The organism is Mycobacterium shunyiense, from assembly GCF_058270075.1.
This window is the reverse complement of sequence record NZ_JBZDPU010000015.1, coordinates 1,063,520-1,085,049: the sequence shown is the minus strand read 5'-3', so window position 1 is coordinate 1,085,049 and position 21,530 is coordinate 1,063,520. Positions and strand designations below refer to the sequence as shown.

At 64.9% G+C, this 21,530-nt stretch carries 19 protein-coding genes; 9 read left to right on the top strand and 10 right to left on the bottom strand.

The genetic code is table 11. From position 1 onward, the window contains the following. Positions 1-7 precede the first annotated feature (7 nt). Both AC4ELH_RS19585 and AC4ELH_RS19580 read right to left on the bottom strand, forming a co-directional pair. Complete coding sequence (locus AC4ELH_RS19585) at positions 8-1,114, bottom strand: zinc-binding dehydrogenase (protein WP_498886076.1); 1,107 nt, start codon at positions 1,112-1,114, stop codon at positions 8-10. A gap of 11 nt (positions 1,115-1,125) precedes the next feature. Then, positions 1,126-2,712 (bottom strand): acyl-CoA synthetase, encoded by a 1,587-nt coding sequence (locus tag AC4ELH_RS19580; protein WP_498886075.1) that lies wholly within the window; start codon positions 2,710-2,712, stop codon positions 1,126-1,128. Between the two features lie 103 nt (positions 2,713-2,815). On the opposite strand from AC4ELH_RS19580, the gene AC4ELH_RS19575 reads away from it, so the two are divergent. From AC4ELH_RS19575 to AC4ELH_RS19565, 3 genes are read left to right on the top strand one after another with little or no spacing between them, the layout of a single operon-like run. Then, entirely contained in the window at positions 2,816-4,741 is a 1,926-nt protein-coding gene (locus AC4ELH_RS19575; protein ID WP_498886073.1) for a flavin-containing monooxygenase, read from the top strand. Beyond that, a complete protein-coding gene (locus AC4ELH_RS19570; RefSeq protein WP_473241973.1) occupies positions 4,738-5,625 on the top strand; it encodes an SDR family NAD(P)-dependent oxidoreductase in 888 nt (295 codons plus the stop codon). Before AC4ELH_RS19575 ends, AC4ELH_RS19570 begins: the two co-directional genes overlap by 4 nt. A gap of 44 nt (positions 5,626-5,669) precedes the next feature. Next, positions 5,670-6,932: an HNH endonuclease signature motif containing protein gene (locus AC4ELH_RS19565; RefSeq protein WP_448444013.1), complete on the top strand. Its 1,263-nt coding sequence runs from the start codon at positions 5,670-5,672 to the stop codon at positions 6,930-6,932. A gap of 9 nt (positions 6,933-6,941) precedes the next feature. Here AC4ELH_RS19565 and AC4ELH_RS19560 read toward each other — a convergent pair whose 3' ends face one another. Next, the gene (locus tag AC4ELH_RS19560) at positions 6,942-7,922 is read right to left on the bottom strand and encodes a Dabb family protein (RefSeq protein ID WP_448444011.1); all 981 of its coding nucleotides are present in this window, start codon (positions 7,920-7,922) and stop codon (positions 6,942-6,944) included. Between the two features lie 100 nt (positions 7,923-8,022). Between AC4ELH_RS19560 and AC4ELH_RS19555 the strand changes: the two genes are divergently transcribed. Next, on the top strand, positions 8,023-9,228 hold the full coding sequence (locus AC4ELH_RS19555) for an NADH:flavin oxidoreductase (RefSeq protein WP_448444009.1): 1,206 nt from the start codon (positions 8,023-8,025) through the stop codon (positions 9,226-9,228). Here the strand turns inward: AC4ELH_RS19555 and lipP1 are convergent. The 6 genes from lipP1 to AC4ELH_RS19525 all read right to left on the bottom strand — a co-directional run bounded on the left by lipP1 (position 9,205) and on the right by AC4ELH_RS19525 (position 15,918). Next, positions 9,205-10,128, bottom strand: a complete 924-nt coding sequence (lipP1, locus tag AC4ELH_RS19550; protein ID WP_448444007.1) for a LipP1 family hormone-sensitive lipase — start codon at positions 10,126-10,128, stop codon at positions 9,205-9,207. The two genes, AC4ELH_RS19555 and lipP1, sit on opposite strands and share 24 nt — an antisense overlap. Further along, positions 10,125-10,994, bottom strand: coding sequence for an IclR family transcriptional regulator (locus AC4ELH_RS19545; RefSeq protein WP_498886229.1), 870 nt, complete (start codon positions 10,992-10,994; stop codon positions 10,125-10,127). Before AC4ELH_RS19545 ends, lipP1 begins: the two co-directional genes overlap by 4 nt. 194 nt (positions 10,995-11,188) lie before the next feature. Next, positions 11,189-12,655 carry an FAD-dependent oxidoreductase gene (locus AC4ELH_RS19540; RefSeq protein ID WP_498886070.1) on the bottom strand — a complete coding sequence of 489 codons (1,467 nt, stop codon included), beginning with the start codon at positions 12,653-12,655 and terminating at the stop codon, positions 11,189-11,191. Continuing rightward, on the bottom strand, positions 12,652-13,560 hold the full coding sequence (bphC, locus tag AC4ELH_RS19535) for a biphenyl-2,3-diol 1,2-dioxygenase (protein ID WP_064878290.1): 909 nt from the start codon (positions 13,558-13,560) through the stop codon (positions 12,652-12,654). Before bphC ends, AC4ELH_RS19540 begins: the two co-directional genes overlap by 4 nt. 13 nt (positions 13,561-13,573) lie before the next feature. Further along, a complete protein-coding gene (locus AC4ELH_RS19530; RefSeq protein ID WP_498886067.1) occupies positions 13,574-14,755 on the bottom strand; it encodes an acyl-CoA dehydrogenase family protein in 1,182 nt (393 codons plus the stop codon). Positions 14,756-14,853: 98 nt separating this feature from the next. Then, positions 14,854-15,918: a 2Fe-2S iron-sulfur cluster-binding protein gene (locus AC4ELH_RS19525; protein WP_498886065.1), complete on the bottom strand. Its 1,065-nt coding sequence runs from the start codon at positions 15,916-15,918 to the stop codon at positions 14,854-14,856. A gap of 146 nt (positions 15,919-16,064) precedes the next feature. Between AC4ELH_RS19525 and AC4ELH_RS19520 the strand changes: the two genes are divergently transcribed. Genes AC4ELH_RS19520 through AC4ELH_RS19500 form a run of 5 tightly spaced genes read left to right on the top strand, consistent with a single transcriptional unit; the run spans position 16,065 to position 20,600 of the window. Then, positions 16,065-17,663, top strand: coding sequence for a flavin-containing monooxygenase (locus AC4ELH_RS19520; protein WP_498886227.1), 1,599 nt, complete (start codon positions 16,065-16,067; stop codon positions 17,661-17,663). Then, positions 17,663-18,466, top strand: coding sequence for a mycofactocin-coupled SDR family oxidoreductase (locus tag AC4ELH_RS19515; RefSeq protein WP_498886063.1), 804 nt, complete (start codon positions 17,663-17,665; stop codon positions 18,464-18,466). Before AC4ELH_RS19520 ends, AC4ELH_RS19515 begins: the two co-directional genes overlap by 1 nt. After that, positions 18,463-19,296 (top strand): mycofactocin-coupled SDR family oxidoreductase, encoded by an 834-nt coding sequence (locus AC4ELH_RS19510; RefSeq protein WP_448443999.1) that lies wholly within the window; start codon positions 18,463-18,465, stop codon positions 19,294-19,296. Before AC4ELH_RS19515 ends, AC4ELH_RS19510 begins: the two co-directional genes overlap by 4 nt. Positions 19,297-19,322: 26 nt before the next feature. Beyond that, complete coding sequence (locus AC4ELH_RS19505) at positions 19,323-19,817, top strand: nuclear transport factor 2 family protein (RefSeq protein ID WP_448443997.1); 495 nt, start codon at positions 19,323-19,325, stop codon at positions 19,815-19,817. 9 nt (positions 19,818-19,826) lie between these two features. Further along, positions 19,827-20,600, top strand: a complete 774-nt coding sequence (locus tag AC4ELH_RS19500) for a hypothetical protein (RefSeq protein WP_498886060.1) — start codon at positions 19,827-19,829, stop codon at positions 20,598-20,600. A gap of 29 nt (positions 20,601-20,629) precedes the next feature. Here the strand turns inward: AC4ELH_RS19500 and AC4ELH_RS19495 are convergent, their stop codons facing one another. Further along, the gene (locus AC4ELH_RS19495) at positions 20,630-21,481 is read right to left on the bottom strand and encodes an IclR family transcriptional regulator (protein ID WP_498886059.1); all 852 of its coding nucleotides are present in this window, start codon (positions 21,479-21,481) and stop codon (positions 20,630-20,632) included. Positions 21,482-21,530: the final 49 nt, after the last annotated feature.

The window sequence follows — 21,530 nt, the reverse complement described above, 5'->3', positions numbered from 1 at the left end:
CCTGGGTTTATGGTGCGATGCTGGCGCGGACGTCGCGCTTGCCGTCAGCTGCGCTGAACGCTTCGTTGATGTCATCGAGTGAATACGACGCCGCGGCGAGCCGATCGAACGGCAGTTGATGCTGGTGACTGTCCAGGAAGGTCAATGCGCGGGACAGGACTGCCGGGTCGTACAGGGAGACCCCGACCATGGTCTTGTTGGTGAAGACGAACCGTGACGGGTCGAATTCGAACGTCTTGCCGATGTTGATGTTGCCGATCTCCACGTAACGGCCGAACTGGGCGAGCATCTGGAGACCTTCGTCGATGGCCGACGGATGTCCGACAACCTCGACCACCACGTCGGCGCCCTGGCCGTCGGTCAACTTGCGTACTGCTTTGGCGCGGTCCTTGGGCGTGGCGACCTCGTTGAGGTCGATCACCGAGTCGGCTCCGAATGCCGTTGCCAGTTCCAATCTTTCGGGCACTCCGTCGATGGCGATGACGTTGGCTGCCCCGCGTGCTTTGGCCACGGCCACCGCGTAGAGACCGAGTGCGCCGGCTCCCTGAACCACGACGTGCTCACCGAGCTGCAGGTCGACGCGTTCAAGTCCGTACATGACCTGTGACAGCGCACAGTTCGCGCCCGCGGCGATGTCGTCGCTCAGGGTGTCGGGCACCGTGTAAACGACTGCGCCGGCGGGCAAAAGGTAGTAGTCGCCGTATCCGCCGACAAAGTATGGCGGTTCGTCGGCGCGGCCCAACATCGCCATTTTCAGGTTCAGGCAGGCGTTACGGCGCCCCGCCAGACAGTTGCGGCACTGGTGGCAGCAGTAGAAGTACGGGAACACCACTCGCGTGCCTTCGGCCAGGGATTTGCCATTGGAGTCGGCGGTTACTCCGTCACCCAGCACCTCGATGGCGCCCACCATCTCGTGACCCAACACGGTCGGTAGCTGTCCACCCAAGCCGCGCGTGGCGAAGGTGCCATGCCAGGCATGTACATCTGAACCGCAGATGTTCGTCCGCAGGACCCGGACCAGAATTTCCCCGGGTCCGACGTCAGGCAGGGTGACGGTTTCGATCTGGAATGGCTTGCCGGGCTCGTCGAATCGCGCGATCCGTCCCTTGTACATCGTGTATCCCTTCAGTTGCTTGTGAATTCGAGACCGAAACGCTGCCGCAGATCACGTTTGAGCAGTTTGCCGCTGGGGTTCTTCGGCAGAGAATCGACGAAGAACACCTGTTTGGGAGTCTTGAAACCGGCCAGATGCTCGCGGCAGTGCCGCAGGATGTCTTCTTCGGTCAGGGTGGTGCCGACACGAGTCACCACCGCCGCGACGACCGCTTCGACCCAGACCGGGTGTGCCACGCCGAATACCGCGACCTCTTCGATGCCGTTGTGCCGGTAGAGAATCTCTTCGACCTCGCGGCTGGCGACATTCTCGCCGCCGGTTTTGATCATGTCCTTCTTGCGGTCGACGACGTGTAGCAGGCCGTGCTCGTCGTAGTAGCCCAGGTCGCCGGAATGGAACCAGCCGCCGGCGAAGGCCTGGGCTGTCTTATCTTCGTCGTCGAGGTAGCCCAGCATCAGATGCGGGCTGCGGTGAGCGATTTCGCCGACAGTGCCGGGCGTGACCGGCGCGTCGCTGTCATCGAGGATCACGGTTTCGACGTTGACGACAGGCCGGCCGGCCGCCCCCGCGTGGGCGTCCTGCTCGGCTGGCCCCAGGGCTGAGGCCAGTGGGGCCATCTCGGTCTGGCCGTAGAAGTTCCACAGACGCAGATTGGGTAGACGCCTGCGCATCTCGTGCAGGATCTCGGTAGGCATCGGTGAGGCGCCGTAGTACCCCTTTCGTAGGCTGGACAGGTCGACCTCGTCGAACACGGGACAGCGCAGCATGCTGATCCACACCGTCGGTGGCGCAAAGTAATTGGTGACGCCGTGGCGCTCGATCGTCCGCAGTACCAGCTCCGGATCCGGCCGAGGCAGGATGATGCTGGTGGCACCCAGGTAGATGTCGGTAGCCAGGAAGTTGTCCAACTGCGCGCAGTGATACAGAGGCAGGGAGTGGATCTCGACGTCGTCGCCGGACATCGAGCCGGCCACGATGGTGCTGATGTACTGCCACATCAAGCTGCGGCTACTGTGCATCACGCCCTTGGGTCGGGATTCGGTGCCGCTGGTGTACATGACCCGCAGCAGCTGATCGTCGTCGATTCGGCAATCGGGAACGTTCGCGGTGGTGGTGAGCCATTCGGCGAAATCAGGCCAGTCGCCCGGACCTGACTGGCCGGAGGCGACGAGTGCTGCCTTCGTGCGAACTGCTGTCCCCACGGCCATGGCCTGTTCGGCCACCGGGATCAGGTCGGCCTCGACGATGAATCCGGCGGCCCGGCTGTGGCCGAGGATGTACGAGATCTCCTCCGGCATCAGCATGAAATTGATCGGAACCAGCACCACGCCGGCGCGGGCGGTGGCGAAGGCCAGCACCGCGTACTGCCAGCAGTTGCGCGACAGCAATGCGAGTCGGTCGCCGGGGAGTAACCCGTTCTCGTGCAATGCGGCGGCGGCGCGATCCACCAGGTGATCGAACTCGGCAAAACTCAGGGCGACGTCGCCGTCGATGATGGCTGTCTTCTCAGGTTGTTTACGCGCCGACCGGCGGGGGATATCTGCGAGGCTGTGGCTACGGGCCCGGGCGATGACGGCGGCAAGGTCGTCGGAATGCATGGTCGGCAGAGTAGGCAGGCCGCCTGCGGCTGCGGTGGTTCGTCTCCCGCTCAGTAGACAGGGAGGGCGCGGCGGGGGCGTCGACCCTTCGATACTCGAAACCATGACCGCTACCACTGAATCCTCGTCACTCGCGGATCGCGCCCCAGACTCTGACGTCCTGCGCGCCCATCTCCTGGAGGCGGACCCTGGTGTCCTGGTCGCGGTGCTGGCGCAGATGACGGGTGATCCGGCGGTCATCGATCGGTACGCATCCAAGATCGATCACGTTCCCGATCCGCCCGAGCGGGCCGGGACAACCGATACCCAGACCGCCGCGCTGCTGGCCGACGAAATCGTCGCCGCGCTCGGCCGGCCGCGTCCCGTTGGCGCGCCGCCGGTAGACGATCGCGAGTTCTTCGTTCGTCTGCTCCCGGTTGCGCTGGGCGGTCCCGTCGACGACGAGCACGTCGACCTACTGCTCGAACAAGGCGGTTTCCGGCCGTCGCACCCGACGCTGCCGCGCACCACGCCGATTCCCTCGTCCACCACGGTGGCGATCATCGGTGCCGGCATCGCCGGTATCGCGGTCGCGCTGGCCGCTGCCGAAGAGGGCGTGCATTTCGAGATCTTCGACCGCAACGATGAGGTGGGCGGTACCTGGCTGACCACAAGGTATCCCGGCATCGGGGTAGATACGCCTTCGGCGTACTACTCGCTGTCACGCGAGGTGAACCCGGACTGGTCGAATTACTATCCGCAGGGCGCGGAATATCAGGCCTACCTGGTCTCGTTGGCCGACAAGCACGATCTGCGTCGCCACATCCGCTTCGGCACTGAGGTGGAGGCACTGTGGTGGGACGAGCAGCGTCAGCAGTGGGAGATCCACTCCCGTCGCGCTGACGGAACCCGGAGCATCGACTACGCGACTATCGTCGTCACCGCGGCCGGCTATCTCAACCGACCGCGATTCCCCGACATCGAGCGACGAGACACCTTCGCCGGCACCAGCATTCACTCCGCGCAGTGGGACCCTTCGCTGGAGCTGGCAGGCAAGAAGGTGGCCATCATCGGCGCCGGTTGCACAGCCGTGCAGATCGTCGACGCCTGCGTCGAGGAGGTCGAACACCTGACGGTGTTCCAGCGGCAGCCGCACTGGGTCGCCCCTCGCCGGCGCCTGTCCGACGAGGTTCCCGAACATCGTCGCTTTCTGGGCAAGACGCTGCCCTACTACGCGATGTGGCACCGTCTCAAGTCGTACTGGGGAACGGCGGACAACAACTATCCGGTGATTCTGCGGGACTCCGAGTGGTCCGAGACGCACCTGTCGATCTCACCGGCCAACGATGTGCTGCTCAAGATGTGTCAGGAGTACATCGACCGGATGTTCGGGGCCGGAACCGAATTGGCGCGTAAGGTGACGCCGGATTTCGCTCCGTACGGCAAGCGGATCATCCGTGACCCAGGGGGCTACTACGCCGCGTTGACCCGCGACCACGTCGACGTCGAAGCCAGTGAACCCGCTCAGGTCAACGAAAGCGGCATCGTCACCGCCGACGGCCGTCAGATCGACCTCGACGTCATCATCTACGCCACCGGTTACCACCTAGATTTCCTGTCCACCATCGATATTCGCGGCCGCGACGGCAAGACTCTCGTCGAGGAATGGGGCGACAGCCCGCGTGCCTATCGAGGAGGTACCGTCGCGGGGTTCCCGAATCTGTTCATCACCTCGGCGCCGAACTACAGCCCGGGCCATGGTGCAGGCGCCAATTTCTCGATGGAAGTGCTGGCGCACTACATCGTGGAGTGCCTGCAACTGATGGCCTTGCGCGGGGCGTCGACGATGGAGGTCACCCAACGTGCATACGACGAGTACGTCGCCGGGATAGACGAGGCGATGCAGCGCACGGTCTGGTGCCATACGCCCAACGCTCACACCTACTACCGATCGGGTTCGGGCCGGGTTGTGGTGGCCACACCGTTCCGGCTGGTGGATATCTGGCAGCAACACCGAGCGCCGATCGAAGAGGATTTCGTCCTCCGATGAGTCAGATACTTTCCGGCAGAACTGCGTTGGTGACCGGCAGTAGTCGCGGCATCGGGCGTGCCATCGCTCAGAGGTTGGCGGCGGAAGGGGCGACCGTGGCAGTGACCGCGCGCTCCCACATTCCGACACCGTCGACACGGGCTGGTGTCACCGAGGCGATCCCGGGAACGATCGAGGAAACCGTGGCGCTCATCGAACAGGCCGGCGGGTCGGCTTTCGGCCTGGCTGCCGATCTCGAAGACAGCGCTGCCCGCGACGGCCTGATCCAGGCCGTGGTCGAGCGCACCGGAAGGCTCGACATCCTGGTCAACAACGCGGGCTATGCCGATTATTCGGTCATCGAGGACATGCCGGTCGAGACCTTCGACCGCACCGTGGAGCATTATCTGAAGACACCGTTCGCGTTGACGAAAGCCGCTGTGCCGCACATGCGTACCCAGGGTGCCGGGTGGATCGTCAACATCGGTTCGGTGACCGGGGTGGCCCCGGTGCGGCCGTACCGGGACTATAACAAGACGGCGGGCGACGTGATCTATGCGTCCTGCAAGGCCGCACTGCATCGGTTCACCCAGGGGGTGGCCGCCGAACTGCTGGATGCCGACATCGCAGTGAACTGCGTCGGACCGTCGACGGCCGTGCGTACGCCTGGTGCGGCGTCGCTTATTCCGGACAGCTTTCCGACCGAACCGGTCGAATACCTGGCCGAAACGGTACTGGCGATGTGTCACCTGCCCGCCGCGGAGCGGACCGGTCTGGTGGCGTTCAGCCTGCACTACCCGTGGTCGCAACAACTTCCGGTGCACTCGCTGGACGGAAACACGGTATTGCCTCCGCTGCAGCCACCTGCGGTAGCGAATCCGAACATCCTGCCTGCGGGGGTGTAGGTCGGTCCTCATTTCTTGTCGGTGGTCGGTGCGATGATGGTGTCATGTCCTCGGCAGCAACCTCTTCCGACGTCCGGGTGCCGCCCGGTGAGCGCCTCGAGGCGTTGTTCGACGAGGTGGCCGAGCTGTGCGGTCAGCGCAACGCGATCGATGCGCGCTTGGTGGAGATTGTCGCCGAACTGGAACGGGACGAGCTGTGCGGCGCCACCGGCGCCCGCTCGATTCCGGCAGTGGTGGCCTGGAAAACTGGGGTGACCCCGCGCAACGCCGAGACTATCGTCGCCGTCGCACGTCGGCTCGAGGAGTTCCCCCGCTGCGCGCAAGGGATGCGCGAGGGCCGGTTGTCGCTGGATCAGGTCGGGGTCATCGCCGAGAAAGCCGCCGACGGATCCGATACGCACTACGCCGAACTCGCGGCCAGCGCGACGGTCAGCCAACTGCGTACCGCGGTCAAGCTCGAACCGCGTCCCGAACCCGAGCCGAAACCCGAACCGCAGCGGTCGTTTACCCGAATCGAGGGTGACGGGTACACCACCTACAAGATCGTGTTACCACGAGTAGAGGCGGCGAAGTTCGACGCCGCCCATGCATCGCACCGTGATGCGCTGGTCGCCGACTGGAAACATGACCACGACATCGACGAGGACACCGGTGAGGCGACCTCGGTTCAGGCCCCGCCGTTCCCGAACAATGTCGACGCGTTCATGAGCCTGGTCGAGGCCGGCTGGGACTCCGACGTGGCCCGCCGCCCGCACGGGCAGCACACCAACGTCATCGTGCATGTGAATGCCGACAAGCCAGTCGCCTCACTGCATCTGGGTCCGCTGCTGACCGATGAGGAGCGCCAATACCTGCTCTGCGATGCAACATGCGAGGTGTGGTTAGAACACCATGGCCAGCCGATAGGCGTGGGCCGTACGACGCGGACAATCAGTCGACGCCTGCGTCGGGCTTTGGAGCACCGCGATCGCTGCTGCGTCGTCCCCGGCTGTGGGGCCACCCGCGGATTACATGCCCATCACGTCCGGCACTGGGAAGACGGCGGCCCCACCGAGCTCGACAACCTGGTGCTGGTGTGCCCTTATCATCACCGCCTGCATCACCGGGGTGGCATCACCATCAGCGGTACCGCTCACAAGCTCGTCGTGACCGATGACCGCGGCCGCACACTGCGCGGCGGATCACTGGCCCGCCCGCCAACTTCGCGGCCACCCGACGTCCCGCCCTACCGCGGACCGACCGGGGAACGCGCAGACTGGTGGTGGTACCAACCTTTCCAACCGCAACCGCCACCCACCCTGAACTAGGCAAGTGGCTCAGGAGAGCACGGGGCTGGGTAGTTCGCAGAAGCTGTGGCAGACGCGATCACGGACGATGATGTCGGTGGTCTCGGGATCGAACCAGCGGTCGACCACCGCCCAGTGGATCGGATGCATGAGGTAGGGGCCCATCAAGCCGTCCACGTCGGTGAATTCCTGTTCGAAGACGTGGGTCCATTCGCTGGTGCCGATGGCCTGCTCGACCCGGCTGAGTTGCCATGCGGCGATGGTCGGCACATATCGCGGCATCATCAACAGTTCGCTCTCAAAAGCCGCGACGGTCTCGGCATCCACCTCCGCGGGTACACGCAGTAGGAGTGCGCGGTACACGGTGCCACTGCCGCGGCGGAGCGGTGCTCCCTGGTAGGTCACTCCATTCACGCGCGTGATCGCCGGGTCCGCCAGTGAATCGTCGAAATCGCTCTTCTGCCAGTCATCTTCGTTTGCAAACCGGAGATGGACCAGGATATCGCCACCATTGCGTGAACCCGGCAGGGTCGGCTCTACCAACGCTCTCGACGCTCCGCTGTGTTCGGCTGCATCGCGTAGGGCGCCCAGGATGCGGTCGCGGTCGGACTCGTCGACGTCGAGCAAGCGGGTGACCCCGAGTGTGGCAGCGCCGGCTGATGTGACGGGCAGGGCGGGTGAGACATCGGTGATGGCATCGGCAGCGGATGCCACTTCGCGGCTGCGTTCCACCACCAGATCGGTGATGCTGTCCCACCACCGCGCAACGGCAGGGTCGGGCCGGCCCTGCCAGGTCATCTGCCACCAGGCCTGGGGGCTGGGCAGCGTCCAGGTAGCGGTGACCACGTTGGATCGGTCTTCAAACCAGACGGGCGGGCTGACCACGACGTCGCGCAGCGTCATGCCGCGATCGCGGGCACCCGGGGCATACCCGGCCAAGTAGGCGTCGATGAACTTCTGGGCGCAGCCCGGCCTGGTGACTACCCGATCGACGACGAAAACCTCAGCCATGAACCGAGATTACGATCGACCGCCTTGACGGCGGCACAGCGTTCCCGGCCATCGGGAAACCACCGTTGACGACAGGGTGTGTCGGCGCGATGGTGTGGCGATGACCGATCCGTTCAGCCCGGCCCAGCTCGGGCCCGTGACGCTGCGCAACCGAGTGATCAAGGCCGCCACGTCGGAAGGACGCTCACCCAATGGGCTGGTCACCGACGACCTCATCGAATTCCATCGCAGCTTCGCCGAGGGCGGCGTCGGAATGACCACCGTGGCTTACTGCTGCGTGTCTCCCCAGGGTGCGAGCGCACCCGGCCAGATCGTCATGGACAGCAAGGCTCTGCCGGGACTGCGCCGGCTCGCCGACGCGGTCCACGGTGCGGGGGCGGCTATTTCGGCGCAGCTGGGCCATGCCGGGGTGGTGGCGCAGAAAAAGCTGACCGGTGTCACCGCCGTGGCGCCGAGTAGATTCATCAACCCGACCTCTTTCGCCTATTGCCGTGAGATCACCCGCGCCGAGATCGCTCAGGTGATCGACCAGTTCGGCGAAGCCGCGCAGGTGGCTGTCGACGCCGGATTCGATGCCGTCGAACTGCATTTCGGGCATCTCTATCTACCCAGCTCGTTTCTGAGTCCGCTGATCAATCGGCGTAAGGACGAGTACGGGGGTGACATCGACAACCGATCGCGGTTCGTGCGCGAGATTGCGGCGCGGGTACGCGAGGTGGTCGGTGATCGGATCGCGGTGATCGCCAAACTCGACATGGACGACGGGCTCCCGGGCAGCATCTGGATCGACGAGGCGTTGCGGACAGCGCAACTTCTCGACACCGATGCCACCCTCGACGCGATCGAACTGACCCAGGGTTCGTCGGTGTACAAGCCGATGTACCTGTTCCGAGGCGACGTCCCGGTCAAGGAGTTCGCGAAGGTGATGCCGCCGGCATTGCGGCCGGCGGTCCGCCTGGTGGGCAAGCAGACGATGGGTGTCTATCCGTATCGAGACCTCTACATGTTGGAGGCCGCCCGGCAGTTCGTGCCGCTCATGCGCAACACCAAACTGATTCTGCTGGGCGGCATCAACGATCGCGAACACCTTGAGACAGGCATGCGGGAAGGTTTCGATTTCTTTGCCATGGGCCGGGCGTTGCTGCGTGAACCGGACCGGGTCAACACGATGATCGCCGATCCCGACTCACGCAGCCGCTGCAACCACAACAACAAGTGCATGGTGACGGTGTTCAGCCGCACCCATTGTGTGCTCGACCCTGACCAACGCTACGGCGCGGTGCTAGGGGTCGAGCAGATCACTTAGCGCCCGGCCGGCCTCTCGCCGGGCCCGGTGGGCGATGTCGAGCATCGGCATCGTCATGAAACCGTGGATGCCCCCGTCGAAGGGGCGCCGGGTCACTGGCACCCCGGCCTCCTCCAACGCGTTGGCATAGGCGATGCCTTCGTCCCGAAGGGGATCATGGCCGGCGAGAACCACGACGGCCGGCGGTAGACCACTGAGGTCACCGGCCAGCGGTGAGGCGTACGGATGGCGTCGATCGGCGACCTGGGGAACATACTGATCCCAGTACCACTGCAGTGCCGGGCGCGGGTTGTAGAAGCCCTGGCCAAACAGCCGGTAGGAGTCGGTATCGAAATCTGCGGCGATCACCGGGTACAGCAGGAGTTGTGCCGCCAGGTCCGGCCCACCACGGTCGCGGGCCATCAGGGTGGTCACCGCGGCGAGGTTGCCTCCGGCGCTGTCGCCGCCCACAACGACGCGTGACGGGTCGGTGCCGAAATCGGCTGCATGATCGACTGCCCATCGGGTGGCCGCGTAGAGGTCCTCGGCGGCGGTCGGCCAGCGGTGCTCGGGGGCCAGCCGGTAGGCGACCGAAACCACCACAGCTGGAATGAGATTGGCAAGGTTGCGGCACAGCCCGTCGTGGCTGTCGAGATCGCAGAACACGAACCCGCCGCCATGCGCGTACACCAGCAGGGGCAGCGGTTCGGAGGCCTCGGGACGGTAGACCCTCACATCGATACGACCGTTGTCGACAGGTACCTGGTGGTCGGTAACGGAAGCCACATGCTCGGGCTGGGGGTTGGCGACGAACCGGCTGCGGATCGCGGCGCGGGCCTGCGCGCCGGTCATCGTGTGTACCGGCGGGAAGCCTGAATCCAGTGTCTCGATCAATTCCGCGATCTGTGGATCGAGCGTCATGCCGGGACCAGCGTGGCAGAGGTCCGCGGCCCGACGGGGCCACCTACGCGGAGCGGCCGGACAGGTTGCAAGGTGGGGACCACTCGATGAGGCCCATCTTCGGCATTGCGCCAGATACCCATGGCCGTCATCCGCACCGGAGCAGCCAGCCGCTGATCGAATGCCATCCGGCTCATCGGACCACACACCGACACCGCCGCGACGGCGGCGCCGGCCGGACCGATCGGTGCTGCCACACAACCGAATCCGGTGAGCGATTCCTCCCGCTCGAATGCGACGCCGTGGGCGCGGACCTTTGCCAACTCGGCCTCCAGTTGCCGATCCGTGCTGATCGAAAACCGCGTCAACCGCGAGGCCAGATTGACCTCGACCGATGAATTGTCGGCCAGGATGGCCTTGCCCACCGCCGTACAGTGCGCGGGCTGTCGCCCCCCGATACGGGTCGGAATGGCTGCCACCATCTGACCGCCGATCTTCTCCAGGTATACGACGTCGGATCCGTCGAGTACCGCCAGGTGGACGACCAGTCCGGTGGCCCGGTGCAGATCGCGCAGCAATGGAATCGCGGCACGGTGGATGCGGTCCTGGTGCAGCGCCAGCGATCCCAGTTCGACGAGTCGCATGCCCAACTCATAGTCGCGGCCATCACGGCGGAGCCAACGAAGGTGAACCAGGCGCTCGAGGAGTCGGTGGGCCGACGATCGTGGCAGGCCGGTCCGGCGCACGATCTCGGCCAACGTCAGTCGGGCAGATCCCTCGAAGGCATCGAGAACCAGGGAAACCCGGTCGATGACAGCACTGGGCGTCTCACCCGGCTTCTCGGCAGCCAATGTCTTCTCAGCAGCCAATGTCTTCTCGACGGCCATTGTCATGAGGACCTCCCATATCGAGCCGCATGCCTGGACGGCATATGACTATTAGTCATATGACTGTTTGTAGCATATCGATGTGGGTGCTGTCACATGAACGACTGAATGCGAGCGGGGTCATGCCAAAACCCCCGCCGCGATGCGGCGGGGGTAAGGCGATATCAAGTTGTAGAAGCGGCAATGACCAGCGGCTATGCCTCTGCCGCGGCCCGGCCGGCGCGCCGACCGTAGAAACTCCCGTCGCCCAGTGACACACCGCTGGCATATCCCCAGGCGGCCAGACCTGCGGTGCAACGCCCGGCAGCGAACAGACCGGGAATGGGGTCGCCACTGACGTGCAGCACCTCGGCGTCGAGGGTGGTGTGCAGCCCACCGAGGGTGAAACCGCCGGTGCTCTCGCGGAGGTCGATGGCGCCCACCGGGGACTTGATCGGCTTGAGCCACTGCGGCTTCTTGTGCAGCAGCGGATCCTCGCCGCGCGACGCGCCCTCGTTGTAGGCATCCACAGTGGCTTGCAGCGAGTTCGGTGGTAGCCCGATCTCAGCCTCCAGGTCGGCGACGGTGTCGGCCACCCAAGTCGGCGGCCGCATCATCAGCTGGGGAGTGAGCGAGGCCATCGCCTCCTCCTGGGCATCGCCGTCGATGATCAGATAGGCCGTGTTGTTCTGGTGATACAGCGTCAACTGGCCGGCGCGACCGGGATAGGTGTCCTCGGCGACATAACGCTGACCACGTTCGTTCACCAGAATCCCGCGCACCAACTGCTGGGGATCGATGAACAGGGCGACCTCGGTGGCGTCCATGTGCGCCAGATCGGCACCGAGCGCCTGAGCCATCCGGATGGCCTGCCCGTCGTGCTGCTCAATCGAGGCGGCCGGGCGCCCGGCGATGCGCGGGGCATACCTGGCGACCATGGCGTCGTTGTAGGCGAAACTGCCGGTGGCCAGCACAACTCCACGCCGTGCCCGGATGTCCATCACAGTGCCGTAGCGCCGGGTCCGAATGCCGACGACGCGGCCGTCGGACTCGACGATCAGCGACTGCACCCGCACGTCATACAGCGACCGTGCCCCGACTGCGGTCGCAGTGTCGACGAGGCCCTTCATCAGCATGAAACCTGCGCTCGACTCGCCCTGCTTCTTGTTCTGCATCTGCGGGACGTGCCCGCGCGGGGCCGGCGTTGCGACGGTGTTGAACGGATACGAGTTCTCCCCACCGCTGTACATGAGCCCCTGGTCGCCCATGGGCTCCCAACCGGGCTCGCCGAAGAACTCTGCTTTGAACGGCACCCCGCAGCCCACGAGCCAGTCGAAGTGCGCGACGCTGCCCTCGCAGTAATCCGCGATGCGCGCGGCATCAGCGCCGGGCCCCATCGCCGCGTTGAGGAATGCTGCCATGTTGTCGACGGAATCTTCGAACCCGCAGGCCTTTTGGATCTCGGTCCCACCGCCGAGGTAGATGAAGCCACCTGCCATCGAGGCGGCTCCGCCCCATGAGCCAGTGCGTTCGAGTACCAGTACGTCCGCGCCCGCGCGTGCCGCCTCGACCGCTGCGGCGGCGCCGGCCACGCCATAACCGGCGATCACCACGTCGGCCTCGTCGGCCCACTCGATGACCGCGTTGACCGGGATCGGCAGGATGTCGTCGGTGAGCGTCACGGTTGCATGGCCTTCGGTAGATCGGTGACCCACTGGTGTCCCCAGTAGCTGTCGGCGGTGATTTCCTCTGCCGTGTAGTAGGTTTCGTCGACCCGCATGCCCTCGGTGCCGAATTCGATGTCCCAGTCGCCCGGAGCGCGCACGTAGAACGACACCATCTTGTCGTTGGTGTGCCGACCCAGTGTCGACGACAGCTGGAAACCTTCGGCATTGACCCGGTCGAGAGCCTGGCCCACGGCATCGAGGGTGTCGACCTCGACCATGAGGTGGATCAGCCCCGGATCGCGCAGCGTCTGCGCGGGACAGATCGCCAGGCTGTGATGGCGCTCGTTGACGCCCATGAATCGGACTCGCACCGGTCCGAACTCCGGCGGCACCGGAACGCGGAACGCTCCACGAGACCTGAAACCCAGTACCTCGGTGTAGAACTCGAACAAGCCGTTGACATCGAGCGCGGGCAACACCACATGCCCGAGCCCCTGATCGCCGGTGACGAACTTCGCGCCGAACGGCGTGATCACCGGGGAGTGGTCGAGGACCGGGCCGTGAAAAACCTCCAGCGCCGTGCCGGCGGGATCCTCGAACGCAATGGCCTCCTCGACCCGCCGGGCATCTGTCTCTTCGAGTGAGAGCTGCTTGAACGGCACACCGGCGGCATCGAGCGCTGCCTTCACCCGCTCCAGATCGGCGTGGTCGCGCACCTCCCACCCGACGGTGAGGATCTTGTCGACGTCTCTGGGCACGACGATGATGCGGGCGGCGCGCTCATCCATCCGCAGGTACAACGCGGACTCGTCGGGTCCGGCACCGGTGGCGAAGCCGAGCACGTTGAAGGCGAAGTGCCGCCAGCGCTCGATATCGGAGGCGGCGACGGTGACGTAGCCGAGGCTCTTGATCAGTCCCATATGTGCTGTCCTCTCAGATCATCGCTCGCAGGGGACCCTGCGGGTCCACGCCCAACGAACTCAGGGCCGACGCGTGATAGACCGTGCTCGGAACGTGAATCGCGTGGGCCTGGCCGACATGCACATCACGCCAATACCGTTGCAGCGGTTTATCCATCCGCGCGGCATTGCCGCCGCAGCGGGCGAAGATCTCGTCGACCGCCGACACCGCGCGCCACACCGCCCGAACCTGGGTGCGCCGGCCCGCGGCCCGGTCTTCGAAGGAGACCTCTTTACCTGAGTCGACGATGTCGTAGATGCGGTCGGCGTTGGCCAGCAGTTCCTGCCGAGCCGCGTTGATGTCCGCGGCCGCCTCGCCGATCGCGTACATGACGTAGGGATCGTCCTTGATCGCCACACCACTGGAGTTGACCCGCTCGCGCTGGTAATCGAGTGCAGCGGCCAGCGCGCCCTCGGCGATGCCGATGGTCGCCGAGCTGATGCCGAGAGGGAACATCGTCGACCACGGCATCAGGTACAGCGTTTCGGTCATCCCGGCCTCGCGCTGGGCAGTGCCATCCATGACCTTCATCGCGTCCATCGTCCGGTACGTCGGTACGAACGCATCCTTGACGATGACGTCCTTGGAGCCGGTTCCGCGGAGCCCCACGACATTCCACGAGTCCTCCACGATCTCGTAGTCCTGGCGCGGCAGGATCATGTGCAGCATCTGCGGTGGCATCAGTGGTTTGCCCTCGGCGTCACCGAGCATCGCGCCCAGGAAGATCCAGTCGCAGTGATCGGTGCCCGAGCTGAACTGCCAGCGACCGTTGAAGATGTAGCCACCGTCGACAGGCTTGGCCACCCCCTGAGGTGCGTAGGGAGAGGCGACCCACGTGTCGACGTCCTCGGCCCAGATCTCGGCGGCGACCTTCGGGTCGGCGTACGCGAGTTGGTACGGGTGCACGCCCACCACGCCGTTGATCCAGCCGGCCGAGGGATCCAGCGCCGCGGTGGCCATGACGGTCTCGGCGAACTCACGCGGATGCACCTCCAATCCACCGTGAGACTTCGGCTGCAACAGGCGGATATTGCCTGCCGCCTTCATCATCTTGACGGTCTCGTCGGTGAGCTTGCCGATCTTCTCGGCTTCGGCGCCCTGGTGGCGCAACTGGTCGGCGAGGTCGCGCACCCGGTCGATTACGCGCTCAGTCATGGTTCGGTCCTATCGTCGAGGGCTGTACTGATGGTGTACCGCTTTGACCCGGGCGGCGGGGGCCAATCCCGGTCAGTGGAAACGTGGAGACGGACGGCTCAGAACTCGATGTGGACGTCGTCGGAGACCGGTCGTGCCTGGCAGCCGAGGATCACCCCGTCGGCGATATCCTCGGGTTCGAGAATGTCGCAGGCGGCCATGTCCACCTCGCCGCGAACCACCGTGGCCGCGCACGATCCGCACTGTCCCTCCTTGCAGGAATACGGAACGTCGACACCCGAGCGGATCAACACGTCGATCAACGTCGCCTGGCGTGGCCACCTCAGCCGGTGACTGGTGCCGTCCAGATCGACCTGAAGGTCGGCGGCGTCATCTTCGTCGGAAACTGTTGCCGGTGCGGTGGTGTCATCGGCGAACGGGTCACCGGACAGCGACTGGAACACCTCGAGGTGAATCCGGTCCCGCTCGACACCGGCCTCGAGAAGAGTCTCCTTGATGACCGCCATGAACGGGGCCGGCCCGCAGACGAAGGCCTCGAATCCCGTGGACCCGGCGAAAACGGTGTGGGCGAATCCGCTCAGCTGGGCGTGGGTCGGCAGGCCCTGAATCGACTCCAACCAGTGCAGCACCGTCAGCCGGCCTGCGTAGCGGGCGGCGAGTTCGCGTAGTTCGCCGGCGAAGATCACCGAGCGTTCGTCGCGGTTGGCGTAGCACAGGACCACCCGCCCGGTGCCGGCCGACAACACCGACTTCAAGATCGACATCACCGGAGTGATTCCGCTGCCCGCTGCCCACAGCAGAAAGTCGGTGTCGAGGCTTGCCGGGGTGAACAACCCCGAAGGCGGCAGTACCTCGAGGGTGTCGCCGACATCGACGTTGTCGCACAACCAATTCGAACCGTAGCCGTCGGCGGTGCGCTTGACCGTTACCTTGGGGGCAGGATCGGTGTGCGGTGAGCTGGCGAGGGAGTAGCACCGGGCCACCGATCCGGTCAGCTCGCTTGGCACCCGTAGCGTCAGGAATTGTCCGGGTCGATACGAAAATCGCTCCTGCTGGTCCTGCGGCACAGTGAAAACCAGAGATCGAGCGTCGGGGCTTTCATCGATGACATCGGCCACCGTGACTACGACGCTCCGTCTGGTCTGGAGGCTCGGGTCGGTCATGGGCCGAGATTCTCGCCGACGCAGCCGATGAGGCAATCCGCCGATTCCGGTGGTCGGGACGTCAGGTCTTGCGGTCCGGTGACCGGGAACTGTGGCGGTCGCGCGCGTGATCGGCGCCTACCGTTCGCCCTGTGAGCAGTGGATCGATGAGCGTCGTAGATGTTGTGGTGGTGGGCGCCGGCTTCGGTGGCCTGTACGCGTTGCACAAGTTCCGGTCGCAAGGGTTGTCGGTGCGAGTCTTCGAGGCCGCTCCGGAGGTGGGTGGCACCTGGTACTTCAACCGCTACCCGGGTGCACGTTGTGATGTCGAGAGTGTCGACTACTGCTACTCGTTCTCCGAGGAACTCCAACAGGAATGGACCTGGACCGAGAAGTACGCCACCCAGTCCGAAATCCTGAAATACATCAACTGGGTGGCCGACAAACTCGATCTGCGCCGCGACATCACGTTCGAGACCAGGGTGAGTTCGGCGGTGCTCGACGAGCAGACACTGCGCTGGACCGTCACCACCGATACCGGCGAAACCGTTGACGCGCGTTTCGTGGTCATGGCCACCGGCCCGTTGTCGGCGGCGATGACCCCTGACTTCCCGGGCCTGCACAGCTTCGCCGGCGACGTCTATCACACCGCGCACTGGCCGCATGAGGATGTGGATTTCACCGGCAAGCGCGTCGCCGTCATCGGCACCGGATCCTCAGGGATCCAGTCCATCCCGATCATCGCCGAACAGGCCCAGCAGCTCTATGTCTTTCAACGGACCCCGAATTACAGCGTGCCGGCCGGTAACCGACCGCTGACGGAGGAGGAGGTTGCCGACACCAAGGCCAACTATGCCGAGCGGCGCCGGATGTCCTGGCGCAGCGGCGGTGGCTCGCCACATGTCGCACACCCCAAACTCACCATGGAAGCCACGCCCGAAGAACGTCACGAAGCCTTCGAAAAGCGTTGGGAACTGGGCGGAGTGCTGTTCTCCAAGACGTTCACCGACCAGATGGTCTCTCTGGAAGCCAACGAGGAAGCCCGCAAGTTCTACGAGAACAAGATCCGTGCCGTGATCGACGATCCAGATCTGGCCGAGTTGCTGATTCCCGACGATCATCCGATCGGGACAAAGCGGATCTGTACCGATACCAACTACTTCCAGACGTTCAACCGTCCCAACGTCGAGCTTGTGAGTGTCCGTAAGACGCCGATCGAATCGATCGACGAAACAGGAATCAACACATCCGGCGCGCACTATGACATCGACGCGTTGGTGCTGGCCACCGGGTTCGACGCGATGACCGGCACGCTGGCCAAGATGGACATCGTGGGCAGGGGCGGCGGGAAGCTGGCGGACGACTGGGCCGACGGGCCCCGCACCTACCTGGGTCTGGGTACCGATGGCTTCCCCAACCTGTTCCTGGTGTCCGGTCCCGGGGCGCCGGCGGTGCTGGCCAACATGGTTCTGCATGCCGAAGCCCACGTGAACTGGATCGCCGACGCCATCGAGTATCTCGACCAGAACAGCTACGCGGCAATCGAACCGACGTCTGATGCCGTGGACAGTTGGATCGCCGAATGTGCCGAGCGCGCCGACGCCACGCTGTTCACCAAGGCCAACTCCTGGTACATGGGCGCCAACGTGCCCGGCAAGCCTCGGATGTTCATGCTGTTCATCGGCGGCTTCGGCGTGTACCTCGATATCTGCAACGAGGCAGCGGCCGATGGATACAGAGGATTCGAACTGCTGAAGGCGCCCTAGTGCCGGGTCTGGAAGGCAAGGTTGTCCTGGTTACCGGCGCCGGTGGCGGTACCGGGCGCGTGCATTGCGAACGCTTTGCCGACGCCGGTGCAGACGTCATCGCGCTCGACCGGACTGAGGCCACCGACGACCTACGAGAGACGGCCGAGCGAGTGCGGCACCGTGGCAGGCGTTGTGCCATCGGTACGGCCGACATCGGCAGTCTCGCCGAGGTCACGTCCGCGGTCGATTCGGGTGTGACGACGTTGGGCCGACTCGACATCATCATCGCCAATGCGGGTATTCACACGGCGAACAGGCCGGCGTGGGAGATCAGCCCCCGGGAATGGCAACGCAATCTGGATGTCAACCTGACCGGCGTCTGGCACACCGTCAAAGCCGCTGTGCCCCATATTGGTTCCGAAGGCGGAACGATGGTGATCATCAGCTCGACCAATGGATTACGCGGCACCGCCGGAACCGCCCCGTACACGGCCAGTAAGCACGCGGCGGTGGGGCTGGCCCGCACCCTCGCCAATGAACTCGGGCCGCAACGTATCCGGGTGAACACGGTCCATCCCGGGGCAGTCGCGACGCCGATGGTGCGCAACCCCGACACCTATAGGCGGTTGCGGCCAGATCTGGACAACCCCACCGAAGCCGATGCAATCGAAGTGCTCACCGCGCGAAACCTGCTCCCGGTGCCGTGGGTGGAACCTATCGATGTGGCCAATGCCGCGGTTTTCCTGGCTTCCGACCAAGCTCGATACATCACCGGCACCCAGCTCGTCGTCGACGCCGGCCTCACCCAGAAGACGACATGACCGGCCGGTTGAAGGGCAAGACCGCGGTGGTCACCGGTGCTGCGCGCGGCATCGGCCGCGCCCAGGCCGTGCGCTTCGCGGAAGAAGGCGCGGACATCATCGCCGTCGATGTGTGCGGGCCGATCGACTCGGTGCAGGTGCCACCCAGCGCACCAGAGGATCTCGCAGAAACTGCTCGCCTTGTCGGGCAGGCGGGCGGTCGGATCGTCACCGGGATCGTCGACGTCCGGAACGCGGACGAACTCCATGACGTTGTCGACCGCGGCGCCACAGAGTTCGATGGGATCGATATCGTCTGCGCCACTGCGGGAATCACGTCGCGAGGCGCCGCCGTCGAACTTTCCGAGGCGGCGTGGCGCACCATGCTCGACATCAACCTGACCGGAGTGTGGAACACCTGCGCTGCCACTGCGCCGCACCTGATCAAACGCGGCACGGGCTCGATGGTTCTGACCAGTTCGATCGCGGGTCTCCGAGGATTGGTGGGCGTCGCGCACTACACCGCCGCCAAGCACGGCGTCGTGGGGCTGATGCGTAGCCTTGCCCATGATTTGGCGCCCCATGGTGTGCGGGTCAACTCTGTGCACCCGACCAACGTCGACACACCGCTGATCCAGAACGACGCCGTGCGTAGCGGTTTCCGGCCCGACCTGGACCGTCCGCCCACCCGCGAGGAATTCGCCGCCGCCGCCACGCAGATGAACTTGCTCGCCGTGCCGTGGGTGCAGCCAGTCGACATCGCGAACGCCAGCTTGTTCCTGGCTTCGGACGAAGCACGGTACATCACTTCGGTCAGCCTGCCCGTTGACGCCGGAAGTACCCAACGCTAGGAGGCTGACATCGAGGAGCAGTGTTCATGACCATCCAACAGCAGATACTCATCCGGCTACAGCGTCTCGAAGATGAGCTTGCGATCACGAAACTGCTGGCCTCATACGGCCCTTCGGTGGACGCCGGCAACGCTGACAATGCGGCCGCACTGTGGGCGGTCGACGGAACCTATGACGTCGAGGACTGGCTGATGACCGGCCGGGGCGGCGTGCATCAGATGGTCAGGTCGAACGGTCACCAGGATCTGGTCGCCATGGGGTGTTGCCATTTCCTCGGGCCGGCGGTGGTCACAGTTGACGGCGACCGCGCTGTCGCGGTGTGCGAATCGCTGGTCCTGTTACGCGAGGGCGAGAGTGGCTATCGAGTGTGGCGGGCGACCGCCAACCACTTCGCGCTGGAACGTCTCGAAGGGCAATGGCAGATCACGACGCGCACGAGCAGATTGCTCAACGGGAACCCGTACGCGCACACTCTACTGAACCTTGGATTGGCAGGAGCGCCTGTCCCCGAGCAGATCTGAGAGGCAGCGATGTCCGCTACTGATTGCCCGCTGGTGTTCTTCTCGTTTGTTGCACTCGGTGGCGGGGGAGCCGAGGAACACCGGCGCTACAACGAATGGCATCAGTTGGACCACCGGCCGGAAAATCTCGCACTCCCCGGAATCGCCTGGGGAGACCGGTGGAGCCGGCCGGCGGCATGCCGCGGTGTTTCCATCGCCGAACCCGCACAGGCCGATACCGACTATGTCGCGATGTACTGGTTCCGTTCTCCCGTGGAGCAGTCGGTGCGGGAGTGGGAGCAGCTCGGTGCGGACTCGTTTCAGTGGGGTCGCGGACCGATGATCCCCGGCGTGCGCCGCACTGTGCTCGCATTCTTCCGGCCGGTCAAGGGCTACGCCGCTGCCTCGGCGTTGGTGTCGCCCGGAGTGATCCCGTACCGGCCCAACCGCGGGCTGCACCTGACGATGACGCGGTTTGCCGAACCCTACGGCGCCGAAGCTCACGAGCATCACCGATGGGAGGACCGGGTGGCGATCCCGGCTCTGCTGGAACTGGACGGTGTGGCGGGGGCGTGGACTTTCGCATTGGATCGCCACCAGAACAACGGGCTCGGCCTCCGTTCCTCGGAGGCGGCAGATCCGCCCGGCGGCCTGCGCATCCGTCTGCTCTACCTCGATGACGATCCGGTTCGCGTCACCGGCCGGATCAGGGAACTGCTGGCAGACAAGGCACCTGAACCGGCCGTGGGAGAGTGCGTCATCGATACGCCGCTGAACACGATCATTCCCTGGCAGGACTGGTGAACATGGGTACGCGCGCCGCTAGGTTCTTGTCACCTACCCCCGACGGCTGCCACTGTGGGCTCGCCGGTTCGATGGATCATGGCCGGCGTCACCACGCGATGCGCTGCTCGTGACTGGCTCGCGCCGTTGCGCGGCACATCTGAAAGGCTATGGCAGATAGCCCATGACGCGCTGTGTACAGCCGCGGCGACGGGTTCGATCCGCGTCGACCTGGCGGGCCCGCACAGCGACAGCGCGAATTGATTGCCTCCCTCGCTCACGCTGATCGGAGCGGCCACGACGGTGACTCCCCGCTCACAACCCTCGGCATCGACGGCAACCCCGCCGCGAGCGCGTACGGCGGCCAGGCTTCGATCCAACTCCGCCCGGTTGCGAATTCGGTACGGCGACGTCACCGCGTACCGCAACTCTGGCCAGGCTGACTCGTCCATCTGCGCCAGGAGCGCTCTTCCGGCGGCACTCTGTTCCACGGGCTGCTTGAAACCGACCTGCCAACAACTGCCGGAGCTGGGCCACATGCCGAAGCGTTCGATGTGCAGCACGTGTGAACCCGACAGGACGCTGAGATGCGCCGTCAGGCCGGTACGACGGTGTAGGTCCGCCATCACCGGCAGTGCCGCTTCGGGAACTCGACGCTGCCGTACTGCCTGGCGGCCGAATTCGAACATCTTCAGCCCCAGTGTGTATTCGGCGCCATGGCGTTCGATCCAGCCGAGCTGGACCAGTCCCTGCAGGATGCGATGAGTCGACGAGCGGGGAACGTTCGAATACCGGGTGATTTCCGCCAGTGTGAGTGTTTGGCGCGCGCCGAAGACCTCCAGAAGCGCAGCCGCCCGATTGAGCAGCGCTATGGGAGCAGCGTCGTCATCCGACGTTGGCACAAATCCCTCCATACCTGTCATACTCTGCACACATGTCACAACGTGACAG